At 38.5% G+C, this 24,023-nt stretch carries 37 protein-coding genes; 3 read left to right on the plus strand and 34 right to left on the minus strand.

The window, feature by feature from the left end; translation table 11 throughout:
- Positions 1–88: 88 nt before the first annotated feature.
- From rplQ to rpsJ, 29 genes are all read right to left on the minus strand, one after another.
- Entirely contained in the window at positions 89–469 is a 381-nt protein-coding gene (gene rplQ / locus AC3B5B_RS02325; protein WP_489769202.1) for a 50S ribosomal protein L17, read from the minus strand.
- 20 nt (positions 470–489) lie between these two features.
- Complete coding sequence (locus AC3B5B_RS02330) at positions 490–1,425, minus strand: DNA-directed RNA polymerase subunit alpha (RefSeq protein ID WP_489757161.1); 936 nt, start codon at positions 1,423–1,425, stop codon at positions 490–492.
- 69 nt (positions 1,426–1,494) lie between these two features.
- Complete coding sequence (gene rpsK / locus AC3B5B_RS02335; RefSeq protein ID WP_489755290.1) at positions 1,495–1,890, minus strand: 30S ribosomal protein S11; 396 nt, start codon at positions 1,888–1,890, stop codon at positions 1,495–1,497.
- Positions 1,891–1,911: 21 nt separating this feature from the next.
- Positions 1,912–2,277: a 30S ribosomal protein S13 gene (gene rpsM / locus AC3B5B_RS02340; RefSeq protein WP_489757160.1), complete on the minus strand. Its 366-nt coding sequence runs from the start codon at positions 2,275–2,277 to the stop codon at positions 1,912–1,914.
- A gap of 18 nt (positions 2,278–2,295) precedes the next feature.
- A complete protein-coding gene (rpmJ, locus tag AC3B5B_RS02345) occupies positions 2,296–2,412 on the minus strand; it encodes a 50S ribosomal protein L36 (RefSeq protein ID WP_045922249.1) in 117 nt (38 codons plus the stop codon).
- Positions 2,413–2,461: 49 nt separating this feature from the next.
- Positions 2,462–2,680, minus strand: coding sequence for a translation initiation factor IF-1 (infA, locus tag AC3B5B_RS02350; RefSeq protein WP_489757159.1), 219 nt, complete (start codon positions 2,678–2,680; stop codon positions 2,462–2,464).
- 107 nt (positions 2,681–2,787) lie between these two features.
- On the minus strand, positions 2,788–3,444 hold the full coding sequence (locus AC3B5B_RS02355) for an adenylate kinase (RefSeq protein ID WP_489757158.1): 657 nt from the start codon (positions 3,442–3,444) through the stop codon (positions 2,788–2,790).
- A gap of 18 nt (positions 3,445–3,462) precedes the next feature.
- Positions 3,463–4,767, minus strand: coding sequence for a preprotein translocase subunit SecY (gene secY, locus AC3B5B_RS02360; RefSeq protein WP_489757157.1), 1,305 nt, complete (start codon positions 4,765–4,767; stop codon positions 3,463–3,465).
- On the minus strand, positions 4,767–5,207 hold the full coding sequence (gene rplO, locus AC3B5B_RS02365; RefSeq protein ID WP_489757156.1) for a 50S ribosomal protein L15: 441 nt from the start codon (positions 5,205–5,207) through the stop codon (positions 4,767–4,769). Before rplO ends, secY begins: the two co-directional genes overlap by 1 nt.
- A 29-nt stretch (positions 5,208–5,236) precedes the next feature.
- Entirely contained in the window at positions 5,237–5,419 is a 183-nt protein-coding gene (rpmD, locus tag AC3B5B_RS02370) for a 50S ribosomal protein L30 (protein ID WP_489757155.1), read from the minus strand.
- Between the two features lie 11 nt (positions 5,420–5,430).
- The gene (gene rpsE / locus AC3B5B_RS02375; RefSeq protein WP_489757154.1) at positions 5,431–5,931 is read right to left on the minus strand and encodes a 30S ribosomal protein S5; all 501 of its coding nucleotides are present in this window, start codon (positions 5,929–5,931) and stop codon (positions 5,431–5,433) included.
- Between the two features lie 18 nt (positions 5,932–5,949).
- A complete protein-coding gene (rplR, locus tag AC3B5B_RS02380) occupies positions 5,950–6,315 on the minus strand; it encodes a 50S ribosomal protein L18 (protein ID WP_489757153.1) in 366 nt (121 codons plus the stop codon).
- A 30-nt stretch (positions 6,316–6,345) separates the two neighbouring features.
- Positions 6,346–6,882, minus strand: a complete 537-nt coding sequence (rplF, locus tag AC3B5B_RS02385) for a 50S ribosomal protein L6 (protein WP_489757152.1) — start codon at positions 6,880–6,882, stop codon at positions 6,346–6,348.
- 27 nt (positions 6,883–6,909) lie between these two features.
- Positions 6,910–7,308 carry a 30S ribosomal protein S8 gene (gene rpsH, locus AC3B5B_RS02390; protein ID WP_489755280.1) on the minus strand — a complete coding sequence of 133 codons (399 nt, stop codon included), beginning with the start codon at positions 7,306–7,308 and terminating at the stop codon, positions 6,910–6,912.
- A 26-nt stretch (positions 7,309–7,334) separates the two neighbouring features.
- The gene (locus AC3B5B_RS02395; RefSeq protein ID WP_489755279.1) at positions 7,335–7,520 is read right to left on the minus strand and encodes a type Z 30S ribosomal protein S14; all 186 of its coding nucleotides are present in this window, start codon (positions 7,518–7,520) and stop codon (positions 7,335–7,337) included.
- A gap of 20 nt (positions 7,521–7,540) precedes the next feature.
- Positions 7,541–8,083, minus strand: coding sequence for a 50S ribosomal protein L5 (rplE, locus tag AC3B5B_RS02400; RefSeq protein ID WP_489757705.1), 543 nt, complete (start codon positions 8,081–8,083; stop codon positions 7,541–7,543).
- Between the two features lie 25 nt (positions 8,084–8,108).
- A complete protein-coding gene (gene rplX, locus AC3B5B_RS02405) occupies positions 8,109–8,372 on the minus strand; it encodes a 50S ribosomal protein L24 (RefSeq protein WP_489757151.1) in 264 nt (87 codons plus the stop codon).
- 31 nt (positions 8,373–8,403) lie between these two features.
- Complete coding sequence (gene rplN, locus AC3B5B_RS02410) at positions 8,404–8,772, minus strand: 50S ribosomal protein L14 (RefSeq protein ID WP_489755276.1); 369 nt, start codon at positions 8,770–8,772, stop codon at positions 8,404–8,406.
- A gap of 39 nt (positions 8,773–8,811) precedes the next feature.
- Positions 8,812–9,087, minus strand: a complete 276-nt coding sequence (gene rpsQ, locus AC3B5B_RS02415; RefSeq protein WP_489757150.1) for a 30S ribosomal protein S17 — start codon at positions 9,085–9,087, stop codon at positions 8,812–8,814.
- 16 nt (positions 9,088–9,103) lie between these two features.
- A complete protein-coding gene (gene rpmC / locus AC3B5B_RS02420; RefSeq protein WP_249514631.1) occupies positions 9,104–9,301 on the minus strand; it encodes a 50S ribosomal protein L29 in 198 nt (65 codons plus the stop codon).
- Positions 9,291–9,725, minus strand: a complete 435-nt coding sequence (rplP, locus tag AC3B5B_RS02425) for a 50S ribosomal protein L16 (RefSeq protein WP_489757149.1) — start codon at positions 9,723–9,725, stop codon at positions 9,291–9,293. Before rplP ends, rpmC begins: the two co-directional genes overlap by 11 nt.
- 3 nt (positions 9,726–9,728) lie before the next feature.
- Positions 9,729–10,412: a 30S ribosomal protein S3 gene (gene rpsC / locus AC3B5B_RS02430; RefSeq protein WP_489757148.1), complete on the minus strand. Its 684-nt coding sequence runs from the start codon at positions 10,410–10,412 to the stop codon at positions 9,729–9,731.
- A 20-nt stretch (positions 10,413–10,432) separates the two neighbouring features.
- Positions 10,433–10,786 (minus strand): 50S ribosomal protein L22, encoded by a 354-nt coding sequence (rplV, locus tag AC3B5B_RS02435; RefSeq protein ID WP_489757147.1) that lies wholly within the window; start codon positions 10,784–10,786, stop codon positions 10,433–10,435.
- Between the two features lie 17 nt (positions 10,787–10,803).
- Complete coding sequence (gene rpsS / locus AC3B5B_RS02440) at positions 10,804–11,082, minus strand: 30S ribosomal protein S19 (RefSeq protein ID WP_489755271.1); 279 nt, start codon at positions 11,080–11,082, stop codon at positions 10,804–10,806.
- Between the two features lie 38 nt (positions 11,083–11,120).
- The gene (gene rplB / locus AC3B5B_RS02445) at positions 11,121–11,960 is read right to left on the minus strand and encodes a 50S ribosomal protein L2 (RefSeq protein WP_489757146.1); all 840 of its coding nucleotides are present in this window, start codon (positions 11,958–11,960) and stop codon (positions 11,121–11,123) included.
- 17 nt (positions 11,961–11,977) lie between these two features.
- On the minus strand, positions 11,978–12,265 hold the full coding sequence (rplW, locus tag AC3B5B_RS02450) for a 50S ribosomal protein L23 (RefSeq protein ID WP_489757145.1): 288 nt from the start codon (positions 12,263–12,265) through the stop codon (positions 11,978–11,980).
- The gene (gene rplD / locus AC3B5B_RS02455) at positions 12,265–12,888 is read right to left on the minus strand and encodes a 50S ribosomal protein L4 (RefSeq protein ID WP_489757144.1); all 624 of its coding nucleotides are present in this window, start codon (positions 12,886–12,888) and stop codon (positions 12,265–12,267) included. Before rplD ends, rplW begins: the two co-directional genes overlap by 1 nt.
- A 26-nt stretch (positions 12,889–12,914) precedes the next feature.
- Positions 12,915–13,604, minus strand: coding sequence for a 50S ribosomal protein L3 (gene rplC, locus AC3B5B_RS02460; protein WP_489757143.1), 690 nt, complete (start codon positions 13,602–13,604; stop codon positions 12,915–12,917).
- A 41-nt stretch (positions 13,605–13,645) separates the two neighbouring features.
- Positions 13,646–13,954 (minus strand): 30S ribosomal protein S10, encoded by a 309-nt coding sequence (gene rpsJ / locus AC3B5B_RS02465; RefSeq protein WP_489757142.1) that lies wholly within the window; start codon positions 13,952–13,954, stop codon positions 13,646–13,648.
- A gap of 264 nt (positions 13,955–14,218) precedes the next feature.
- On the opposite strand from rpsJ, the gene AC3B5B_RS02470 reads away from it, so the two are divergent.
- Entirely contained in the window at positions 14,219–14,773 is a 555-nt protein-coding gene (locus AC3B5B_RS02470; protein ID WP_489769203.1) for a cysteine hydrolase family protein, read from the plus strand.
- Between the two features lie 66 nt (positions 14,774–14,839).
- Here the strand turns inward: AC3B5B_RS02470 and fusA are convergent, their stop codons facing one another.
- From fusA to rpsL, 3 genes are read right to left on the minus strand one after another with little or no spacing between them, the layout of a single operon-like run.
- Entirely contained in the window at positions 14,840–16,933 is a 2,094-nt protein-coding gene (gene fusA, locus AC3B5B_RS02475; RefSeq protein ID WP_489757140.1) for an elongation factor G, read from the minus strand.
- Between the two features lie 35 nt (positions 16,934–16,968).
- Complete coding sequence (gene rpsG / locus AC3B5B_RS02480; RefSeq protein WP_489757139.1) at positions 16,969–17,439, minus strand: 30S ribosomal protein S7; 471 nt, start codon at positions 17,437–17,439, stop codon at positions 16,969–16,971.
- A gap of 40 nt (positions 17,440–17,479) precedes the next feature.
- Positions 17,480–17,893, minus strand: coding sequence for a 30S ribosomal protein S12 (gene rpsL / locus AC3B5B_RS02485; protein ID WP_489755262.1), 414 nt, complete (start codon positions 17,891–17,893; stop codon positions 17,480–17,482).
- A 299-nt stretch (positions 17,894–18,192) separates the two neighbouring features.
- Between rpsL and AC3B5B_RS02490 the strand changes: the two genes are divergently transcribed.
- Entirely contained in the window at positions 18,193–18,870 is a 678-nt protein-coding gene (locus tag AC3B5B_RS02490) for a prepilin peptidase (protein ID WP_489757138.1), read from the plus strand.
- Here the strand turns inward: AC3B5B_RS02490 and msrA are convergent.
- Positions 18,862–19,380, minus strand: coding sequence for a peptide-methionine (S)-S-oxide reductase MsrA (msrA, locus tag AC3B5B_RS02495; protein ID WP_489757137.1), 519 nt, complete (start codon positions 19,378–19,380; stop codon positions 18,862–18,864). The genes AC3B5B_RS02490 and msrA overlap by 9 nt on opposite strands.
- Before the next feature lie 143 nt (positions 19,381–19,523).
- On the opposite strand from msrA, the gene AC3B5B_RS02500 reads away from it, so the two are divergent.
- Positions 19,524–20,306, plus strand: coding sequence for a TraX family protein (locus tag AC3B5B_RS02500; RefSeq protein ID WP_489757136.1), 783 nt, complete (start codon positions 19,524–19,526; stop codon positions 20,304–20,306).
- A gap of 72 nt (positions 20,307–20,378) precedes the next feature.
- Here AC3B5B_RS02500 and rpoC read toward each other — a convergent pair whose 3' ends face one another.
- Positions 20,379–24,020 carry a DNA-directed RNA polymerase subunit beta' gene (rpoC, locus tag AC3B5B_RS02505; protein ID WP_489757135.1) on the minus strand — a complete coding sequence of 1,214 codons (3,642 nt, stop codon included), beginning with the start codon at positions 24,018–24,020 and terminating at the stop codon, positions 20,379–20,381.
- Between the last annotated feature and the right edge of the window lie 3 nt (positions 24,021–24,023).

Here is a 24,023-nt window from a genome sequence, read left to right on the forward strand (position 1 = left end):
AGCTAGACTTAGCTTTCACCAACATCATTACGCTCACTACTAATCGAAAGAATGATCATTTAAATAGCTATTTAAAAAAATCTATAAATTAAACTAATTCAATAATTGCCATGGGTGCTGCATCACCACGACGAGGGGCAGTCTTTAAAATACGAGTATAGCCGCCTTGACGATCTTGATAACGTGGAGCAATATCACTAAATAATTTTTGCAAAGTTGATTGAATAACTACTGCATCTTCTTCTTCAGTAATACTTGCTACTTCGTTACGCAAATAACTAGCTGCCAAACGCCGAGAATGTAAATCGCCACGTTTAGCTAACGTAATCATCTTTTCAGCTGTTTTTCTAACTTCCTTAGCGCGTGCTTCAGTAGTAACAATATGTTCGTTAATAAACAAATCTGTTGTTAAATCACGTAACATTGCCTTACGTTTATCTGATGCTCGACCTAATTTACGATAACTCATCTGTTTACCTCCTTTTCATCTTAATCATCTAGACGCAGTGACAATCCTAAATTGGCCAACTTCTCTTTAACTTCTTCTAGAGACTTACGCCCTAAATTGCGCACTTTCATCATATCTGATTCAGATTTATCGGTTAATTCTTGGACAGTATTAATCCCCGCCCGCTTCAAACAATTGTATGAACGAACTGAAAGATCAAGTTCTTCGATGGTCATTTCAAGTTTCTTCTCTTTACGAGTTTCTTCCTTTTCAACCATCATCTCAGCGTCTTTAGCTTCATCGGTTAATTCAACAAAAACGCTCAAGTGCTCTGTCAAAACTTTAGCAGCTAAGCTAATTGATTCCCGCGGACCAATTGAACCATTAGTCCAAATATCCAAAGTTAACTTATCAAAATCATTCCGCTTACCCACACGAGTATGCTCTACTTGATAATTAACCCGAGAAACAGGGGTAAAAATCGAATCCACAGGTAAAACGCCAATTGGTGTTTCATCAGTTTTATTTTGATCTGCCGGAATATAACCGCGACCAGTTTTAACAGACAATTGCATGTGCAACTGTCCACCTTCAGCTACGGTACAGATATATTGATCAGGATCCAAAATTTCTAAATCAGCATCCGTTTCAATGTCAGCAGCCGTAACTTGTTTGGGGCCTTCAACATTAATTTCAACTTTTTTCTCGTCGGAATGTAATTTTAAAGACAATTTTTTGATATTTAAAACAATCTCAGTTACATCTTCTAAGACACCATCAATTGTTGAAAATTCATGTAAAACTCCATCAATTTGAATGTCAGAAACTGCTGTTCCTGGTAAAGAAGCCAATAAAACTCGCCGTAAAGAATTACCTAATGTAGTCCCATAACCGCGTTCCAATGGCTCAATTACATATTTACCGTAATTATCTGTTTCATCAATTTTTGTGATAACAGGTTTTTCAAATTCAATCATTATTTATGTTTTGCCCCTTTCACAACACTGTTTAACAACAAAAGTTTAACACTAATGCTTGGGTCAAAACTAAACACGACGGCGTTTTGGTGGACGTGAACCGTTGTGAGGAACTGGTGTGACATCACGAATTGCAGTCACTTCTAGACCGGTAGTCTGTAATGAGCGAATCGCAGCTTCACGACCAGAACCAGGACCTTTAACAGCTACTTCAACTGATTTCATACCATGTTCCATGGATTCTTTAGCAGCAGCTTCACCAGCCATTTGCGCAGCAAATGGTGTTGATTTACGACTACCCTTAAATCCTAATGCACCTGCAGAAGACCAAGAAACAGCATTACCATGAGTATCGGTAATCATCACGATCGTATTATTAAATGTTGAATGGATATGTGCTACACCAGATTCAATATTTTTCTTTACACGACGCTTACGTGAAGTCTTTGCTTTCTTGTTTGCCATTAATCATTACCTCCTTTATTATTATTTTTTCTTGCCAGCAATAGCCATCTTTTTGCCCTTACGAGTCCGAGCATTATTTTTCGTGTTTTGACCACGAACGGGCAAACCACGACGATGACGCATACCACGATAAGAACCAATTTCTTGTAGACGTTTAATGTTCATGCTGACTTCACGACGTAAGTCACCTTCAACTTTAATGCCATCTACTTGCGCACGGATTTTTTCCTCTTGTTCAGGAGTCAAATCACGTGTTCTGATATCTTCAGAAACACCGGCAGCAGCCAACACCTTTTGAGCGGTTGTATTACCGATCCCATAGATGTAGGTTAATGCGACAACAATACGTTTATCACGTGGTAAGTCAATACCTGCAATACGTGCCATATGTTGTTAACCTCCTTTTTAACCTTGTCTTTGTTTATGCTTTGGGTCAGCAGAACAAATAATCATGACGCGACCCTTCCGCTTAATCACTTTACAATGCTCACACATTGGTTTCACTGATGGTCTAACTTTCATAAACTAAATCCTCCCATCTGAACTGACGGACAACTTTGACTCACACTATTTACCGGAAACGATAGGTAATACGTCCCTTAGTTAAATCATAAGGTGAAAGTTCAACCGTAACTTTATCACCAGGTAAAATCCGAATATAATGCATCCGAATTTTACCAGAAACATGAGCCAACACAGTAGCACCATTTTCCAACTTAACTTTGAACATTGCATTTGGCAAAGTATCGGAAATAGTTCCTTCAACTTCGATTACGTCATCTTTAGCCAAAAAAGTATCCTCCTCGTTTCTTTTAAACACAAAAATAGTGAGAGCTTGGCACTCACTAGACGATACACGCGCTTAGTGTACCATATAAATGAAGTGATTGCCACCAATTAATTAATCTGTTTTAAAACTTGATCAATTTCTGCAAAAACTTGATCAATTTCTTGCGCACCATTAACTTTATGCAAGATACCTGCATTTTGATAATAATCAATTAACGGTGTATTCATTTTAATATTAACATCCAAACGATTTTTAACCGTTTCAGGCTTATCATCATCACGCTGATAAAAATCATGACCACCACAACGGTCACAAGTTCCATCAACTTTCGGTGGATTATATAACTTATGATAAGTGGAACCACAATCCCGGCAGATAAAGCGTCCTGATAAACGATCAACCAACAAATCAGTTGGCACATCAATATCAATCACGGCATCCAGTTTTAAACTTAATTCATCATCAATCTGATCTAAAGCTTTCGCTTGATCCAAATTTCTTGGAAAACCGTCTAGCATATAACCAGCTTGAAAGACATCACTTTGAGCTAAACGTTCCTTAACAATTTCATTAGTAACACTATCAGGAACTAAATTTCCCTGATCAATATAAGACTTAGCTTTCAAACCCACTGGTGTTTCTTGAGCCATAGCCTCGCGAAACATATCACCAGTTGAAATATGAATGACATGATATTGATCAACAATTTTTTCAGCTTGTGTTCCTTTACCAGCCCCTGGTAAACCCATTAACATTAAATTCATCAAACTTCCTCCAAGCTTTTAACGAATAAAACCAACATATTCACGCTTCATCAACAATCCTTCTAATTGCCGATTAGCTTCAATCGCTACCCCAACAACAATTAACAAACTTGTTCCACCTAAACCAATCGATTGTGGTAGGCCAAACAAATTAGTTGCTAACTGAGGTAGTAAAGCAATTAAACCTAAAAAGACAGAACCAACAGTTGATAGACGCATTAATAAACCAGAAATATATTTAATTGTCGCATTTCCTGGCCAAATACCCGGAATATAAGCTCCTTGCTTTTGCAAGTTCTCCGCTAATTTTTCAGGGTTAACCTGAACAAAGGCGTAGAAGAAAGTAAATAGAACAATTAATACAGTATACACAATAGAACCGGTTGTTGTTTGTAAGCTAAAAATATTTTGTAAGACTTGATACCAAGTATCACCGCCATGAGAATTTTGAAAGGCCATCAAAATCGTCGACGGAGTAACAATTAGTGAACTAGCAAAAATAACTGGGATAACTCCCGCTACATTAACTTTCAATGGTAAATAACTTTCAGAACCACCACTAATTGCTCGCCGAGTATATTGAATCGGCACTTTACGATTAGCTTGTTGAACATAAGTTGTAAACTGTGTTACTAACAAAACAGCAACTAAAATCAAAACTAAGAATAAAATGTTCAACCAAAGATCCGAACCAGTCGAACTAATAATTTTATCCTTTACTAATTGATAAGTTCCGTGTGGCAAGCGAGCAACAATACCAGCAAAGATAATCATGGAAACACCATTACCAATACCCTTATCAGTAATTTGCTCACCCATCCAAGTTAAAAGCATTGAACCACCTGTCATGACAACCCCTAAAACTACAAAGGTTTGCCAATCAGGTTTAGGAACTAACTTCAAACCCTTCATTGAACTCAAAGCATTAAAACCAGCGGTTATTCCGACTGATTGTACAAAGGCTAAGAAAATCGTCAAATAACGAGTTACTTGATTTAATTTACGTCGACCAACTTCACCTTGCTTACTCCATTCAACAAACTTAGGAACAATATCCATTTGCAACAGCTGAATTACAATTTGGGCAGTAATATAAGGCGAAACACCTAACGAGAAAATCGAATAGTTAGATAAACCACCGCCACTAACTGTATCCAGCAAAGGAATTAATCCGGTAGAACCAACCTTTTCCATTGCTGCAGCGTTAATACCTGGAACTGTAATTTGTGCTCCCAAACGATACACTGCCAAAATAAACAATGTGAAAAAAATCTTTTTACGAATTTCTTTAACTTTAAGAGCATTCTTAAGTGTTCCTAGCATTAAATCACCTCGATTGAACCACCTGCTGCTTCAACCGCTTCTTTAGCAGCTTTAGATACTTTATTGACTTTAATGGTTAATTTCTTAGTTAATTCACCATTAGCTAATAATTTAACGCCAGCTAATTCTTTCTTGATGATTCCAGCTTTTTTCAAAGCTTGTGCATCTACAACACTACCAGCACGAAATTGGTTCAATTGATCTAAATTAACAACCGCATATTCTTTACGATTAATATTATTAAAACCACGCTTAGGCATCCGCCGGAATAAAGGCATTTGACCACCTTCAAAACCTAGACGAGTCTTACCACCACTACGTGCTAATTGACCTTTTTGTCCGCGTCCGGAAGTTTTTCCAAAACCCGAAGAAGTTCCGCGACCTACACGCTTGCGTGTATGACGTGAACCTGCACTCGTTTGTATTTCATGTAACTTCACGATTAAGGCACCTCCTTAAAATTTAATGATTAAGCTTCTTCAACTTCAACTAAATGAGCAATCTTTAAAACTGCTCCGCGCATTGCAGCATTATCAGGCTTGATTACTGAACTGTTAATGCGTCCAAGGCCCAATTCTTTAACAACTTTACGTTGTTCTGGAATCCGATGTGCCACACTACGCTTCAAAGTAATTTTAATTTTATTAGCCATTGTGTGCTCTCCTAACCTTGTAATTCTTCAGTTGAAATACCACGTAAATTAGCAACTTCTTGCGCAGTCTTCAACTTCTTTAGGGCATCCATCGTAGCACGAATCATATTAATTGGTGTGTTACGACCCAGTGACTTACTAGTAATATCATCGATACCAGCCAATTCCATAACGGCACGAACAGAACCACCAGCAGCAATTCCAGAACCAGCAACAGCTGGCTTCAAGAGAACTCGACCAGCGCCAAATTCACCGATGATTTCATGAGGAATGGTTGTTCCAACTTTTGGTACTTCTACCAAGTTTTTACGTGCATCGTCAACAGCCTTACGAATAGCTTCTGGAACTTCTTGAGCTTTACCTGTTCCTAAGCCAACGTGACCATTCTTATCGCCAACCACAACAATTGCAGCAAACCGTAAACGACGACCACCCTTAACAACTTTAGTAATCCGATTGATAGAAACTAAGCGATCTTCTAATTCTAATTGAGATGGATCAACAAAAGCCATAAATCTTATTCCTCCTTTCTAAAATTTTAAACCATTTTCACGTGCGGCTTCAGCCAATGCTTGAACCCGACCTTGGTATAAGTAACCGCCACGATCAAAGACAACATCTGACTTACCAGCTTTGACAGCACGTTCAGCAATTAATTTACCAACAGCACTTGCTTGTTCGGTTTTGTTAGCTGCTGCTACTTCAGAGTCTAAAGTTGAGGCACTTGCTAGCGTTACACCCGCTACGTCATCAATTAATTGAGCGTAGATGTTTTTATTGGAACGAAAAACGTTTAAGCGTGGGCGCTCAGCAGTACCAGAGATTTTAGCACGAACTCGACGATGACGCTTAGCGCGAGTCTTGTTTTTATCTGGTTTAGTAATCACAATTTTCACCTCATAAATTATTCAGAATAAACTGGTTAACTATTTACCAGTCTTACCTTCTTTACGACGAATATGTTCATCAGCATATTTAATACCTTTACCTTTATATGGTTCAGGTGGACGAACATCACGAATTTCAGCCGCAAATTGACCAACTTTTTGTTTACTTATACCACTAACATTGATTTGAGTATTTGACGGAACATCGATTGTTAAACCTTCAGGTGTTGTCATTTCAACGGGGTTGGAATAACCAACATTTAAAACTAAGTCATTACCCTTCTTTTGAGCACGATAACCAACACCAACCAATTCCAAATTCTTTTGGAATCCGTCTGTAACACCGAGTACCATGTTATTCACATTAGCTCTAGTTGTTCCGTGAATAGCTTTGTCACTTTCATTGTGACGTTCAAACTTTAATTGATTGTCTGTTTGTGTAACTGTAATCTTCGGGCTAATATCACGAGTTAATTCACCCTTAGGTCCCTTAACAGTAATAGCATTTTGATCATTATCAATTGCTACTGTTACGCCTTCTGGAAGATCAATTACTTTATTTCCAATACGACTCACGCTAAGCGCACCTCCTTGTTATTGATTTTACCAAACGTAGGCAATAACTTCGCCGCCGATGTCTTTAGCCCGAGCTTCTTTGTCTGTGATAACTCCTTCAGATGTTGAAAGAATAGCTATACCTAAACCATTAAGAACCTTGGGAACTGCATCAGCTTTAACGTAGCTACGTAAACCTGGCTTTGAAATCTTCTTCAAGCCAGTAATGACGCGTTCATTATCTTTACTATATTTCAAGTAAACCTTGATAATACCTTGTTTATGATCATCAATTACTTCATAATCGCGAATAAAACCTTCACGTTTAAGAATTTCAGAAATACTTTTCTTCATATTAGAAGCTGGTACTTCTACTGAAGCATGACGAACCATGTTCGCATTACGAATCCGTGTTAAGTAATCCGCAATTGGATCTGTCATAGACATGTGCTGACCTCCTAAGTTTTATTTTTTTACCAACTAGCTTTACGCATACCTGGAATTTGTCCATCATGAGCTAATTCACGAAGGCAAATACGGCAGAGCTTAAATTTACGATATACAGAATGTGGACGACCACAGCGTTCGCAACGTGTATAAGCTTGTGATGAAAACTTTGCTGGACGATGATTCCGAACAATTTGTGACTTCTTAGCCAATAGTTTGACCTCCTAATTTACTACTTTGCAAATGGCATTCCAATTTGCGTTAATAACTCTTTAGCTTCTTCATCAGATTGAGCTGTTGTAACAATTACAACGTCTAATCCGCGGACTTTGCTAACTTTATCATAGTCAATTTCTGGGAAAATTAATTGTTCCTTAATTCCTAAGGTATAATTTCCACGACCGTCAAATGAACGACCGTTGATACCATGGAAATCACGCACACGTGGTAATGAAATATTAATCAACTTATCTAAAAAGTCGTACATTCTTTCACCACGTAAAGTAACTTTAGCTCCAATTGCCATGCCTTCACGTAAACGAAAACCAGCAATGGATTTTTTAGCTTTAGTAATTAAAGGTTTTTGTCCAGAAATTAAGCTTAATTCTTCAACTGCATTATCCAAGTTTTTAGAATTAGAAACAGCGTCACCAACACCCATGTTTAAGACAATCTTATCAATCTTTGGGACTTGCATAACAGAACTGTAATTAAATTTCTTTACTAAACTAGGAGTAATTTCTTCAACATATTTTTTATGCAAAGCATTTTCCATCTTAGACAAAATCCTCCTTCCTTAATTATTTATCTTTCTTTTTGTCGGACTTTTTAGCAGGTTCTTGAGCTGCTGTCACAACTTTAACATTTGATGCATCAAGCGGAGCTTCAACGTCTTTGATTCCACCGTTAGGTTCTGTTTGAGATGGTTTTTGATGTTTCTTTACCATATTGATTCCCTTAACAGTTACCTTATTGGTCTTAGGAAAAGCCTTAATGACTGTACCAGTCTTACCTTTATCTTTTCCCGCAATGACTTTGACATTATCGCCGGTTTTTACAAACACTGGTCAAGCACCTCCTTATGAATTCCAGATTTTACAAAACTTCGGGAGCTAATGAAACGATCTTCATAAAGTTGTTATCACGTAACTCACGTGCAACTGGTCCAAAAATACGAGTTCCCTTAGGGGTCTTATCAGCGTTAATAATAACAGCAGCATTTTCATCAAAACTGATGTAAGAACCGTCTGGACGATGAGAACTAGATACTGTTCGAACAATAACAGCCTTCACTACGTCACCTTTTTTGACAACGCCACCTGGTGTTGCTTGTTTAACAGTTGCAACAATGACGTCACCAACACCGGCAACTTTGCGACCAGAGCCGCCTAACACTTTAATAGTTAGCAATTCACGTGCACCAGAGTTATCAGCAACACGTAACCGCGTTTCTTGTTGAATCAAATTAGGATCCTCCTCTCATGGACTTATCTCAATATCAAATTAAATTTTAACAGCTTTTTCTACAACGTTTAATAAACGGAAACGTTTCAACCGTGACAAGGGACGAGTTTCCATGATACGAACAACGTCGCCAACTTTTGCTTCATTATTGTCGTCTTGGGCATAGAATTTCTTAGAATATCTAAACCGTTTGCCATAGACTGGGTGGGTTTTGTAAGTTTCCACAACGACAGTAATTGTTTTATCCATTTTATCAGAAACTACACGTCCTTGATAAACTTTACGATGGTTACGAGAATTTTCTGTTTCGCTCAATTAATTCCACTCCTTCCTACTTGTCTTCTAATTCTTGTTGACGTAACACTGTCTTAATCCGCGCAATATTTTTACGCACTTGCTTAAGACGTGCTGTGTTTTCTAATTGACCAGTTGCTTGTTGAAAATGCAAATTAAATAGTTCTTCTTTATATTGCTTTTCTTTATCATGCATTTGCGCAGTGGTTAATTGTCTAATTTCACTAGTTTTCATCAGATTCGCCACCTACTTCCTCACGCTTAACAAACTTAGTTTTAATTGGGAGTTTGTTAGATGCAAGCCGCAAAGCTTCACGAGCAACTTCTTCGGAAACACCACCGATTTCAAACATGATCTTTTCACGTTTTACTACTGCTACCCAGCCAGCCGGTGCACCTTTACCAGATCCCATCCGGACACCAACACCTTTTGCAGTGTATGATTTATGAGGGAAGATCTTAATCCAAACTTTACCGCCACGTTTCATGTAACGAGTCATCGCAATACGGGCTGCTTCAATTTGACGGTTAGTAATCCAATGTGATTCTAAGGCTTGTAAGCCATATTCACCAAAAGTTACCTCACGACCGCCTTTAGCAGCGCCACGCATTTTACCACGAAATTCACGACGGTGTTTTACACGCTTAGGTACTAACATCGATTAGTTTCCTCCTTTCGCTCCATTATGATCAGTACGATTATTTGTTCTTGGCTTATCTGGTAAAATTTCGCCACGATAAATCCAAGTTTTAACACCCAAATTACCATAGGTGGTTGATGCTTCAACCCAAGCATAATCAATATCAGCTCGTAAAGTATGCAAAGGAACAGTTCCTTCTGTATGCCATTCTGTCCGTGACATATCAGCACCATTTAACCGACCAGAAATTTGAGTTTTGATACCTTTAGCACCAGCACGACGAGTCCGTTGTGTAGCTTGGCGTTGTGCCCGACGAAAAGCAATACGTGCTTCCAATTGGCGAGCAATACTTTCACCAACTAATTTGGCATCCAAATCAGGCTTTTTGATTTCCACAATGTTAATGTGAATATTTTTGCCTGTTAAAGCATTTAATTCTTTACGAAGTTTTTCAACTTCGGATCCACCTTTACCAATAACCATACCTGGTTTTGCAGTATGAATGGAAACATTGATTTTCTTTGCTGCACGTTCAATTTCAATACGTGAAACTGAAGCACTAGCTAACTTCTTTTCAATAAACTTACGAATTTTTAAATCTTCAAGCAAGTATTTAGAAAAGTCTTTTTTATCAGCATACCATCTTGAATCCCAGTCACGGATAACACCAACACGGAATCCAATTGGATTAATCTTTTGACCCACGTTTTTTCCTCCTTATTGGATTATTCGACTTCAGAAACAACAACCGTGATATGGCTAGTCCGCTTGTTAATTGGAGATGCGGAACCTTTAGCCCGTGGACGGAATCGTTTCAAAGTTGGTCCTTCATTTACATAAGCTTCACTAACAACTAAGTTTTGAGCATCCAAATCATAGTTATGTTCAGCATTAGCAATTGCGGATTTTAATACTTTAGCCACAATTGGTGAACCTGCACGTGGAGTGAATTGTAAAATTGCCAAAGCTTCAGCAGCACTTTTACCTTTAATCAACTCTACAACCAAGCGCGCTTTTCTTGGAGCGATGCGAACTGTTTTAGCGGTTGCCGTTGCAGTAGTAATTTGTTCTTCTGCCATCGTATAACCTCTCCTTTCTATGCGCCAGTTTTCTTGTCATCTTTGCTATGACCATGGAATGTCCGTGTTGGTACGAATTCACCAAGCTTATGACCAACCATGTCTTCAGAAATATAAACTGGGACGTGCTTTCTTCCATTGTAAACAGCGATTGTATATCCTACAAAACTAGGAAAAATAGTAGAACGACGTGACCAAGTCTTAATAACAGACTTCTTTTCTTGATCTGCTTGAGCTTCAACTTTTTTTAACAAGTGAGCATCCGCAAATGGTCCTTTTTTTAAACTACGGCTCATTAGACAACCTCCCTTAACGTTATCGTGATCAAACTAAATTATTTTCTCTTATTCTTACGGTGACGTACAATAAACTTCTCAGATTGTGCACGTTTAGAACGTGTCTTCTTACCAAGAGTTTTCTTACCCCAAGGAGAAAGAGGAGATGGATGTCCAACGGGAGCCTTACCTTCACCACCACCATGAGGGTGATCGTTAGGGTTCATAACAGAACCACGAACTGTTGGGCGAATACCCATCCAACGTTTACGACCGGCTTTACCGATATTAATCAATTCGTGTTGTTCATTACCAACAGCCCCGATTGTTGCCCGACATGCAGAAAGGATCATCCGCACTTCACCAGAAGCTAAACGAATTAAGGTATATTTACCATCACGACCCAAAACTTGAGCTGAAGTTCCTGCAGAACGAACTAATTGTCCACCCTTACCAGGCTTTAATTCAATGTTATGAATAACTGTACCAACTGGGATGTTAGCTAATGGTAGTGCATTACCAACTTTGATATCAGCTTGTGCACCAGATTGTAACTTTTGACCAACTTCCAAACCTTTAGGTGCCAAAATATAGGATTTAACACCATCATCATAATGTAATAAAGCAATGTTGGCAGAACGATTTGGATCGTATTCAATAGCCTTAACAGTTGCTGTTACATCATCTTTGGTCCGTTTAAAGTCAATAATACGGTACTTTTGCTTATGACCACCGCCACGATGACGAACGGTAATTTGACCGTATGAGTTACGACCAGCAGTATGACTTTGAGATTCTAATAAAGTCTTTTCTGGCTTCGTCTTCGTGATTTCAGCAAAATCAGAGCCAGTCATGTTCCGGCGACCATTAGTTGTCGGTTTGTATTTAATAATACCCATGCTCATTACCTCCTATTTTACTTGTTTTCAAAAATTTTAATTTCTTTAGAATCAGCAGTCAACTTAACAATGGCTTTCCGCCGACGATTAGTTTTACCAAGATAACGACCAACGCGTTTCTTCTTGGGTTTTACATTCATAATGTTAACTTGAGCAACTTTTACATCAAAGATTTCTTCAATGGCTTGACGTACTTGAATTTTGTTAGCAGTAACTGCAACATCAAAAACGTACTTTTTGTCGTCCATATCAGCCATGGAAGATTCTGTAATTACAGGACGTAAAATGATATCTTGTGCTGCCATTATCCAAGTGCCTCCTCAATTGTTGATAAAGCTGATTGCGTCACAACAATTTGGTTGTTATTTAAAACATCCAAAACGTTAATTCCATCAGCCTTGATTACTTTAACTTTATCAATGTTACGTGCAGATAAGATCGCATTTTCATTGTCAGATTCAACAATCACTAATGTCCGACCTTGAGCATTTAATTGATCTAAAGTTTTCTTAAATTCTTTGGTACTTGGTTTAGTAAAGTTCAAAGAATCCACAACGATCATTTCTTGGTCAGCAACCTTTTGTGAAAGTGCCGACTTAATTGCCAAACGTGCAACTTTACGTGGCAACTTATAAGCATATGATCTTGGTGTTGGTCCAAAGACAACACCACCACCACGCCATTGTGGGGAACGGATAGAGCCTTGACGAGCACGGCCTGTTCCTTTTTGACGCCAAGGTTTACGACCACCACCACGAACTGCAGAACGGTTCTTGACGGCATGATTTCCTTGACGTAATGATGCTTGTTGCATAATAACAGCATCAGCTAAAACATGATTATTAGGTTCAATACCAAAGACTTCATCTTTAATATCTGTAGAACCATTTTTAGAGCCTGTTTGTTTAAAGACATCAATTTGTGCCATTAATAGTTTCCTCCTTTCCTTTCCAATTATTCTTCGTTAGAAGTAGCTTCTTCATCAGAAATCAAAGCACCAATATTCTTTTGGCCTTTAATTCCCTTAATAGTTGATTGAATCTTAACTAATGATTTATTAGCACCAGGAACGTTACCTTTGATCATTAATAAGTTATTCTCAACATCTACTTTGGCAATTACCAAATTTTGTGTTGTAACTTGGTTACCGCCCATCCGTCCAGGTAACATCTTACCCTTAAAGACGCGATTAATGATTGAACCCATTGAACCAGGGATTCGGTGATACCGAGAACCGTGGGTTTCTGGTCCACGTGATTGACCAAAACGTTTGATATTTCCTTGGAAACCATGTCCCTTAGTAATACCAGTAACATCAATCACATCGCCACTAACAAATGTGTCAACTTTAACTTCATCGCCAACTTTGTAATCATCCAAATTTACATCGCGAAATTCACGGATATAATGCTTGGGAGTTGTGTTGGCTTTTTTAGCATGGCCTTGTTGCGGTTTGTTACTTAAAATTTCACGCCGGTCTTCTAAGCCTAATTGAACAGCTTCATAACCATCATTTTCATTGGTCTTAAGTTGCATAACAACATTCGGTGTTGCTTGAATAACTGTTACTGGAATTAATTCGCCTTTATCAGTAAAAAGCTGAGTCATTCCGACTTTTTTACCAAGAATTCCTTTTCTGGTCATGATTACACCTCCATTAATTGATTTGTTTTTTAAAGATAAAATTATAATTTAATTTCGATATAGACACCACTTGGAAGATCAAGCTTCATTAAAGAATCAACTGTCTTCGGTGATGGGTTAACAATATCGATTAAGCGCTTGTGTGTGCGCATTTCGAATTGTTCACGTGAGTCTTTAAACTTATGTGGTGAACGAATAACCGTATATACTGTACGTTCTGTTGGTAAAGGAATTGGGCCAGAAATTTGTGCACCAGTTCTCTTTGCGGTTTCAACAATCTTATCAGCTGATTGATCGATAATCCGATGTTCATAAGCTTTAAGACGAATACGAATCTTTTGACTTGCCATGGATTTCCCTCCTTTTTGTATCTTTCAGACACCGGCTCTGTGAAAATTACCGATAGCCCTGCCGTGGCAAAGCGTCCGGGCGTGTCGCAACCTCTCACATCAATGCCGTAGCCACCAATCCAAGTTTTAAGCATAATTATCCCTTGAATCAGCACTCTTACTATATTACACTGATGAATGCCTAATTTCAAGGATTTAGTTGCATTTTATTAGCTATATTTGAAATTGATTATGCTAAAATCAAGAGGAAAGGAAGTAAGCAAAATGTCTAACGAAGCACTATTAATTATTGACTATACAAATGACTTTGTGGCTGATCAAGGCGCGCTAACTGCGGGCAAACCAGCTCAGCAATTGGAATCAGCTATTGTTGATTTAGCTAATCAATTTCTAGATGAGAAGAAGTGGGTTATTTTACCAACCGATCTCCATCAAAAAAATGATCCATATCATCCTGAAACGAAACTATTTCCCCCACATAATTTAGCGAATACTTGGGGGCGCGAATTTTATGGACAATTACAAACTTGGTACAAACAAAACCAAACTAACTCCTTAGTTTATAATTTTGCTAAGAATCGTTATTCAGCTTTTGCTAATACTAATTTAGATAATTTTTTACGGGAGCGGAAAATTGATACGCTTCATTTAACTGGTGTCTGCACCGATATCTGTGTTTTACACACAGCTATGGATGCTTATAACCGGGATTATCAACTCGTGATCCATGAAAATGGCGTAGCCACTTTTAATCCACAAGGACAGGTTTGGGCCCTAGACCATTTTAAAAACAGTTTAGGCGCCACTATTGTTTCATAAGTTAATCATTTCTTTACTGAACACAAAAAAAGCTGGGACAATTCCCAGCTTTTTTTGATTCAGTAATTAACCAGCGTTACCGCCATTTTTCTTAATAATATCTTCTTGAATACTCTTTGGAGTCTTTTCATAATGATCAAAAGTCATCGTGAAAGTACCACGTCCTTGAGTTGCAGAACGCAAAGTAGTAGCATAACCAAACATTTCAGATAATGGCACAAATGCATTAATCAATTGCGCATTACCACGTTCCTCCATACCTTCGATCCGACCACGACGAGCTGTAACTTGTCCCATAACATCACCTAAGTAATCTTCTGGAGTTACAATTTCAACTTTCATGATTGGTTCCAAGATTACGGCACCAGCATTCTTCACCGCATTATGCAAGGCCATTGAAGCAGCAACTTTAAAGGCAGCTTCAGAAGAATCGACTTCATGGTAAGAACCATCGTATAACTTAGCTTTAATATCAATCAAAGGATAACCAGCTAAGACACCATTAGCCATTGAATCTTTCAAACCGTCTTCAACTGATGGAATGTATTCACGTGGAACAACCCCACCAACAATAGCATCTTCAAATTCAAAGCCTTTGCCTTCTTCATTTGGTGTAAATTCAATCCAGACATCACCGTATTGACCTTTACCACCAGACTGACGAACAAACTTACCTTCAGCAGAAGCTTGTTTCGTGAAGGTTTCACGATAGGCAACTTGTGGTTCACCAACTTGAGCATCAACCTTGAATTCACGCCGCATCCGATCAACCATGATATCCAAATGCAATTCACCCATACCAGCGATTAAAGTTTCACCAGTTTCCGGATTCGTTTCAGCACGGAAAGTTGGATCTTCTTCAGCTAATTTTTGAATAGCAACATCTAATTTATCACGGTCTTCTTTAGACTTCGGTTCAATAGAAACTTGGATCACAGGATCAGGAATTTCCATTGATTCCAAAATCAAAGGATGGTCAGGATCAGTCAAAGAATCACCAGTTGTCGTATTCTTCAAGCCAATTGCGGCAGCAATATCGCCAGAGAACACTTCTGGAATTTCCATTCGGTGATTAGAATGCATCTGTAATAAACGGCCAACACGTTCCCGCTTATCTTTGGTAGCATTCAAGACATAAGAACCAGCTTCCAAAGTACCAGTATAAACCCGCAAGTAAGTTAAACGACCAACAAATGGGTCCGTAGCAATCTTGAAAGCTAAACCAGCAAATGGTTTAGTATCATCAGCTACTAATTCAACATCATCACCAGTTTCTGGATCTTTGGCATTATATGGACGAACATCCAATGGTGATGGCAAATAATCAACCACGGCATCCATCAACATTTGCACACCTTTATTCTTAAAGGCAGAACCAGCTAAAACAGGGAACAATTCCAAGTCAATAGTAGCTTTACGAATAGCTGTCCGAATTTCATCATTACTGATTTCAGCACCGTCAAGGTATTTCTCCATGATTTCATCATCAACATCAGCTAACTCTTCAATCATTTGTGCCCGACGTTTTTCAGCTTCTTCTTTATATTCATCAGGAACATCAATGGTATCCCATTTAGAACCTAATTCATCTTCGTCATAAAGATCGGCTTTCATTTCGATTAAGTCAATAACACCTTCAAAAGCATCCTCGGCCCCGATTGGCATTTGAATTGCTAATGGTTTAGCATCCAAACGATCTTTGATCGTTTGAACAGAATAATCGAAATCGGCTCCTAATTTATCCATTTTGTTAACAAAAACGATTCTAGGAACATGGTAAGTGGTAGCTTGACGCCAAACATTTTCTGTTTGTGGTTCAACACCAGATTGACCATCCAAAACTGTAATTGCACCATCTAACACACGTAAAGAACGTTCAACTTCAATCGTGAAGTCCACGTGTCCTGGGGTATCGATAATGTTAATCCGATGATCCTTCCATTGAGCAGTTGTCGCAGCTGAAGTAATAGTAATACCACGTTCCTGTTCTTGTTCCATCCAGTCCATTTGGGAAGCTCCATCATGAGTTTCACCAATTTTATGAATTTTACCAGTGTAATAAAGGATCCGTTCTGTTGTTGTTGTTTTACCGGCATCAATATGTGCCATGATCCCGATATTACGTGTTTTCTCTAAAGGAAATTCACGTTTATTAGCCATAAGACTAGTACTCCTCTCAATAAATCGGTTTTAAATTACCAACGATAATGTGCAAAAGCCCGGTTGGCATCAGCCATCTTATGAGTATCTTCACGTCTTTTGACAGCTGCACCAGTATTGTTAGCAGCATCCATAATTTCTTGAGCTAAACGTTCATCCATTGTGTGTTCACCACGTAAACGTGCGTAGCTAACAATCCAACGTAAGCCTAAAGTTGTCCGCCGTTCTGGACGTACTTCGATCGGAACTTGATAGTTAGAGCCACCAATCCGGCGAGCTTTAACTTCCAAAACTGGCATAACATTTTTCATTGCTTCGTTAAAAACTTCAACTGGATCATTACCAGTTTTATCTTTAATAATATCAAATGCATCATACAAAATAGTTGAAGCTTTACCACGTTTACCATCGATCATTAAGTGATTAATTAAACGAGTAACAAGCTTTGAATTATAAATTGGATCTGGCAAAACATCGCGCTTTGCAACTGTACCTTTTCTTGGCATTGGAAATCCTCCTAAATAGATCTCTTAGAATTTTGATTGCTTATTTTTTAGGCTTCTTTGCGCCATACTTGGAACGGCCTTGCATCCGACCATCAACACCAGCAGTATCTAACGCACCACGAACAATATGGTAACGAACACCAGGTAAATCTTTCACACGGCCGCCACGAATCAAAACAACACTATGTTCCTGCAAATTATGACCAATTCCTGGAATATAAGCAGTAACTTCGATTAAGTTTGATAAACGAACACGAGCATATTTACGTAAAGCAGAGTTTGGTTTCTTTGGTGTCATAGTACCGACACGAGTTGCAACTCCCCGTTTTTGTGGAGCAGGATTATCAGTAGCAATTTTCTTCATACTGTTATAGCCGAAGTTCAAAGCTGGAGAATCAGACTTTGAAGTTCTTGATTTACGACCTTTACGTACCAATTGGTTAATTGTTGGCATTAAAAGTTCCTCCTTAAAATTTTAAGTACACACATCCAGGTGGTTCTTTTTTGATTAAATAAAAAGACCACACGTGTGGTTTACTAAGCTAATTATGGCACACTAAACCTCTAAAAAGCACAGCTATCATGGTAGCATTGAATCAACTTAATGTCAAATTAAATTCCACGCCAATTGCTAACGACTGTCAAAAAATTAATCTCTCTACGATCTTAACATTTACATTCTGGTATCCAATTTTTTTACACTTTATTCAAAAAAATCACCGCAATTTACGTAGTGTGAATTGAGGTGAAAATATGATTATTTTTAAATTATTCTTGAGTATCTGTCTGGCATCTTTCTGTGGCTTAGTTGCCTTACGTTTACCATTAGGTTATTCCATTATCCGCGGACGTTCCCGCTGTGACGTCTGTGCCAAACCACTGAAGTGGTATCATGAAATTCCTATTATCAGCTACTTATTATTACGTGGTCGTTGTGCCTATTGCCACCGCAGAATCTATCCGGGCATTTTTTGGATTGAAGTAATTGGACTAGTTATTGGGCTAGAGGCTAGCTTGCAACATACTGTCAATTCTTATTTATTAATCTTAGTTGGCTTAACTATCGCTCTAAGTTCCATGACCGATTACATCTTTTTGAGTATTTGGCCAGTAACTTTAGTTCCTGCTTATCTCGCTTGCATTATCTTCAACTTCCCCAACTGGCACCAATTGATTTTCATTGGACTTTTTAGTTTATTTATAATTGGTTTTTATTTCTGTTGTCGTCCACGCTTCGGTTTAGGCGATTGCGAAATACTGATTTTAATGAGCCTTTTAACTCCTAATCAGATAACATTACAAATCGTCCTCATTGCATGCGGATTAGCATTAATTGGATTTTTGATTTTATATCATAAACAACATCGTCGAGTTTTAATGCCCTTTATTCCGTTTATTCTCATAGCTTTCATTTTACGCTTTTTATTTTGACCAATGCTCCTTTAAAAACTGTTCTCGCCCACCAGCTTCTTCTAATTGATAACGTGCAGGATTTTTTTTATAAAAAGCTTGATGATAGTCTTCCGCCGGATAAAAAGTTTGTGCCGGTTCAATTTTGGTCACAATTGGTCGATCAAAATGGCCACTTTGAATCAAACTTTGTTTTGAGGCTTCAGCAATCTTTCGTTGTTGTTCATCTTTCACAAAAATAACCGGTCGATAGTTGTCTCCGCGGTCTTGAAATTGACCCATTGCATCTGTAGGATCCGTTTGCTGCCAATAAATATTAACTAAATCTTGATAAGAAATAATTGCTGGATCAAATACAATTTTGACTGCTTCAGTATGACCAGTTTGGTGACTGGCCACTTGTTCATACGTCGGATTGGGGACGTGACCACCAGTATAACCAGAAATGACTTGTTTAATGCCCGGCATTGTATCAAATGGTTTAACCATGCACCAAAAACAACCGCCCGCAAAAATTGCAGTTTCTTCCATAATTGAAAACCTCCTTTTTATTATTAACTAAGAATAGCACGATTTTAACTAAGATTGGCATAATTGAATTAATGGACAGTTGCAATTGTATAACCCAAAAGTTATAATTCTTATTCGATGTTAAATATAGCAGGAGGATTCCCATGAATCTCAAACTAACTAATTTTAAAAAAGGGTTAACCACTTTTGATTTAAAAATTTTAGGCATTATTTTCATGGTCGTTGACCACATTCATCAAATGTTTTTGCCATTTGGCGCTCCCAATTGGTTAGACTGGTTTGGTCGCCCCGTAGCGACGATTTTCTTTTTTACTTGTGTTATTGGTTTTAGTTACACACATAGCAAAAAGAATTATATGTGGCGCTTATATTTCAGTATGGTCTGTATGTCCTTATTAACCTTTGGTGTAGAACACTGGGTTAAATATGACAAAGTCGTTTTATCAAATAACATTTTTCGAGACTTATTCATCGGTACTATTTTTATGTTAGCTATTGATTATTTTCAAAAGGCGCGCCAACAACAACGTGGCAAAAATATTATTATTGGTCTCTTATTATTTAGCTTACCTTTTGTTGCTTCATTATTAATTTTACCGTTAACTAAAGCTCCTGTACCATTAATGGTCATTGGTACTAGTCTCTTACCAGCTTTGTTATTAGCCGAAAATAATTTTATGGTTTTGCTGATTCCTTTACTTTATCTTTTTAAAGACAATCGCAAAATTCAATGTCTCATTATTGCTTTAGTCGCCCTGATTTACGCTTTATTACGAATGGATCAATGGTTGATGGTTCTGGCGATTATTCCTATTCTATTTTATAACAATCAAAAAGGGCCAGGGATGAAGTACTTCTTTTATATTTTCTATCCAGCGCATATTATTATTTTATATTTAATCTCAGCTTTCATTTATATGCACTAGTTCCATGAACTTAGCAAATTAAAGCCAACAAAAAAAGCCTTACGAAAAATTTCGTAAGGCTTTTTCTTTACATTAATCACGATTCATTTCAGCTTCAATATCGGATAAGTTAGTATGATCAGTGGTATCGCCTAACACTGCGCCCACTTTCTGTGGTTGCATGTGCCGATACTTAGCCATACCGGTACCAGCTGGAATAATCTTACCAATCATGACATTTTCTTTTAAGCCGACCAATGGATCGCTCTTGCCACGAATCGAAGCATCAGTTAGAACTCTCGTAGTTTCCTGGAAGGAAGCGGCTGACAAGAAACTATTGGTTTCTAATGAAGCTTTGGTAATTCCTAATAAGACTGGCGAACCAGTTGCTGGTAATTTACCTTTAATTAAAGCATCGGTATTCGTATCAGTAAAGTCACCAATATCTAATAAGGAACCCGGTAAGACTTCAGTATCCCCAGGATCTAAAACCCGGATCTTCCGTAGCATCTTACGGACCATAACTTCAATATGCTTATCACTGATGTCAACACCTTGCATCCGATAAACTTTTTGCACTTCAGATAGCAAATAGTTTTCGGTAGTTTGGACATCAGTAACTTTAATTAATTGCTTAGGATCAATTGAACCAGAAGTTAATTTATCACCCCGCTGAATAACATCGCCTTCACTTACAGCAACACTCGCTGTGTAAGGAACACTGTAGGTGCGGTTATCAATTTTACCTTCAACAGTGATTTCACGAGTATGTTCTGCAGGATTTTCATCAATAGCAGTAACTGTCCCATCAACTTCAGAAATATAAGCTAGACCTTTAGGATTCCGAGCTTCAAAAATTTCTTCAACCCGCGGCAATCCTTGCGTAATATCTTCGCCACCAGCAACACCACCGGTATGGAAGTTTCTCATGGTTAACTGGGTACCGGGTTCACCGATGGATTGTGCAGCAACAACCCCGACAGCTTCACCAACTTCAACTTCTTCACCAGTTGCCAAGTTGCGGCCGTAACATTTTTGGCAAACACCATGCAATGTGTTGCAGGTGAAAGCAGAACGAATCGTTACTTTGGTTACACCAGCATCCAAAACTAACTTGGTCAATTCTTCATCCAATAAAACGTTACGTCCAACTAATTCTTCACCAGTTGCGGGATCTAAAATTTCCTTTTGCGTGTAACGGCCTAATAAACGATCGGCCAAAGGTTCAATAATTTCATTACCTTCAGTAATGGCCGAGACCTCTAAGCCCCGATCAGTACCACAATCTTCTTCTCTGACAATCACGTCTTGGGCAACATCAACCAAACGTCTAGTCAAGTAACCAGAGTTAGCCGTCTTCAAAGCCGTATCAGTCATACCCTTCCGGGCACCGTGAGTGGACATAAACATTTCCAAAACAGATAAGCCTTCACGGAAGTTCGAAGTAACAGGAACTTCCATCATTCCGCCGTTAGGAGCGGCCATTAAGCCCCGCATTCCTGCTAACTGCGTAAAGTTAGAAATATTACCCCGGGCTCCAGAATCAGACATCATGGAAATTGGGTTCTTCGGATCAAAACTATCAACCAATTGTTGTTGAATCTCGTCTTTAGCATCATTCCAAATGCTAATAACCCGATTATGCCGTTCTTCATCAGTAATTAAACCACGCCGGAATTGCTTAGCTACAGTAGCTACTTGTTTATGTGCCTCATTAACAATATCTTGCTTATCAGACAATTGTGGTACGTCAGAAACCCCAACGGTTAAACCAGATAAAGTACAGATCGTATAACCCAATTCTTTCATATCATCTAACAATTCGGAAGTGCGTTGAACTTTATAAATCTTAAAGACTTGCGCAATGATATCACTTAAATAGCCCTTTTTAAATGGATCAATTAACGGCATATCCGTTAAGCGTTGGTGAATATCTTCACCTTCATTTAAGAAGTATTGATCAGCAACGCCATCAGTTAAGTTAGCCGCAGTTGGTTCATTAATATATGGCATTCCTTCTGGTAAAATCCGGTTAAAAATCACTTTACCAACACTAGTTATCATAATCCGATCTTTTTGATCTTCTTTGAAGGCAAAATTAGTCAAAGACTTAGTTGCCAAACCAATTCTTGTATGCCAATGAACGACCCCATTTTGAAAGGCCATCTCAACTTCGTCCATGTCTTTAAAGATCATGCCTTCGCCTTCACGACCACGTTCTTCTAGCGTTAGATAATAGTTACCCAACACAACGTCCTGTGAAGGAGTAACGATTGGTTTACCATCTTTCGGAGCTAAAATATGGTGAGCAGCTAACATTAACATCCGCGCTTCTGCTTGTGCTTCATCAGATAAAGGAACGTGAACAGCCATCTGATCGCCATCAAAATCGGCATTATAAGCTTCACAAGCCAATGGATGTAATCGAATGGACTTACCATCAACTAAGACAGGCTCAAAAGCTTGAATACCTAACCGGTGTAAGGTTGGTGCCCGGTTTAACAACACTGGACGTTCTTTAATCACATCTTCGAGAACGTCCCACACCACATCATCTTGCCGTTCAATTTTGCGTTTAGCATTTTTAATATTGGAAGCTAATTCCCGTTCAACCAATTCGTGCATGACAAATGGCTTAAATAATTCCAAGGCCATTTCACGTGGCAAACCACATTGATAAAACTTCAACGTTGGTCCAACATCAATAACCGAACGCCCAGAATAATCAACACGCTTACCTAATAAGTTTTGACGGAAACGTCCCTGCTTACCTTTAAGCATATGCGATAAGGATTTTAATGGTCGATTTCCTGGGCCAGTTACTGGACGACCCCGTCGGCCATTATCAATCAAAGCATCGACTGCTTCTTGTAACATCCGTTTTTCATTTTGCACAATGATATTTGGCGCATTTAAATCTAATAACCGCTTCAAACGATTATTACGATTAATGACCCGCCGATATAAATCATTCAAATCAGATGTGGCAAAACGCCCACCTTCTAATTGCACCATTGGCCGTAAATCTGGTGGAATAACTGGGATACAGTCCATAACCATCCATTCGGGACGATTACCGGAATCCCGAAAAGCATTTAAAATATCTAAGCGCCGAATTGCCCGCGTCCGCTTTTGACCAGTAGCAGTTTTTAAGAGTTCTTTCAAACCGGCAACTTCTTTATCTAAATCTACGGCCTGTAATAACTCTTTAATACCCTCGGCACCCATTTTGGCATCGAAAGCTTTACCATACTGCTCCCGTTTTTTACGATACTCAGTTTCGGTTAATAATTGCTTATCTTCCAGATCAGTATCACCGGACTTGATAACTACATATGCGGCAAAATAAATAATTTCTTCCAATGCTCTAGGACTCATATCTAACACTAAGCCCATCCGACTCGGAATTCCTTTAAAATACCAAATATGCGTTACAGGAGCTGCTAATTCAATATGCCCCATCCGTTCACGACGAACTTTTGAGCGCGTTACTTCCACACCACAGCGATCGCAAACAATTCCTTTATAACGGATGCGCTTATATTTACCACAAGCACATTCCCAATCTTTGGTGGGTCCAAAAATTCGTTCATCGAACAAACCATCACGTTCTGGTTTTAAAGTCCGATAATTGATAGTTTCTGGCTTCTTAACTTCGCCGTAAGACCAACTTCTAATCTTATCTGGTGAAGCCAGACCAATTTGCATACTTTCAAACTTATTGACGTCTATCAATTG

It is taken from the genome of Bombilactobacillus sp. ESL1187 (assembly GCF_058107155.1).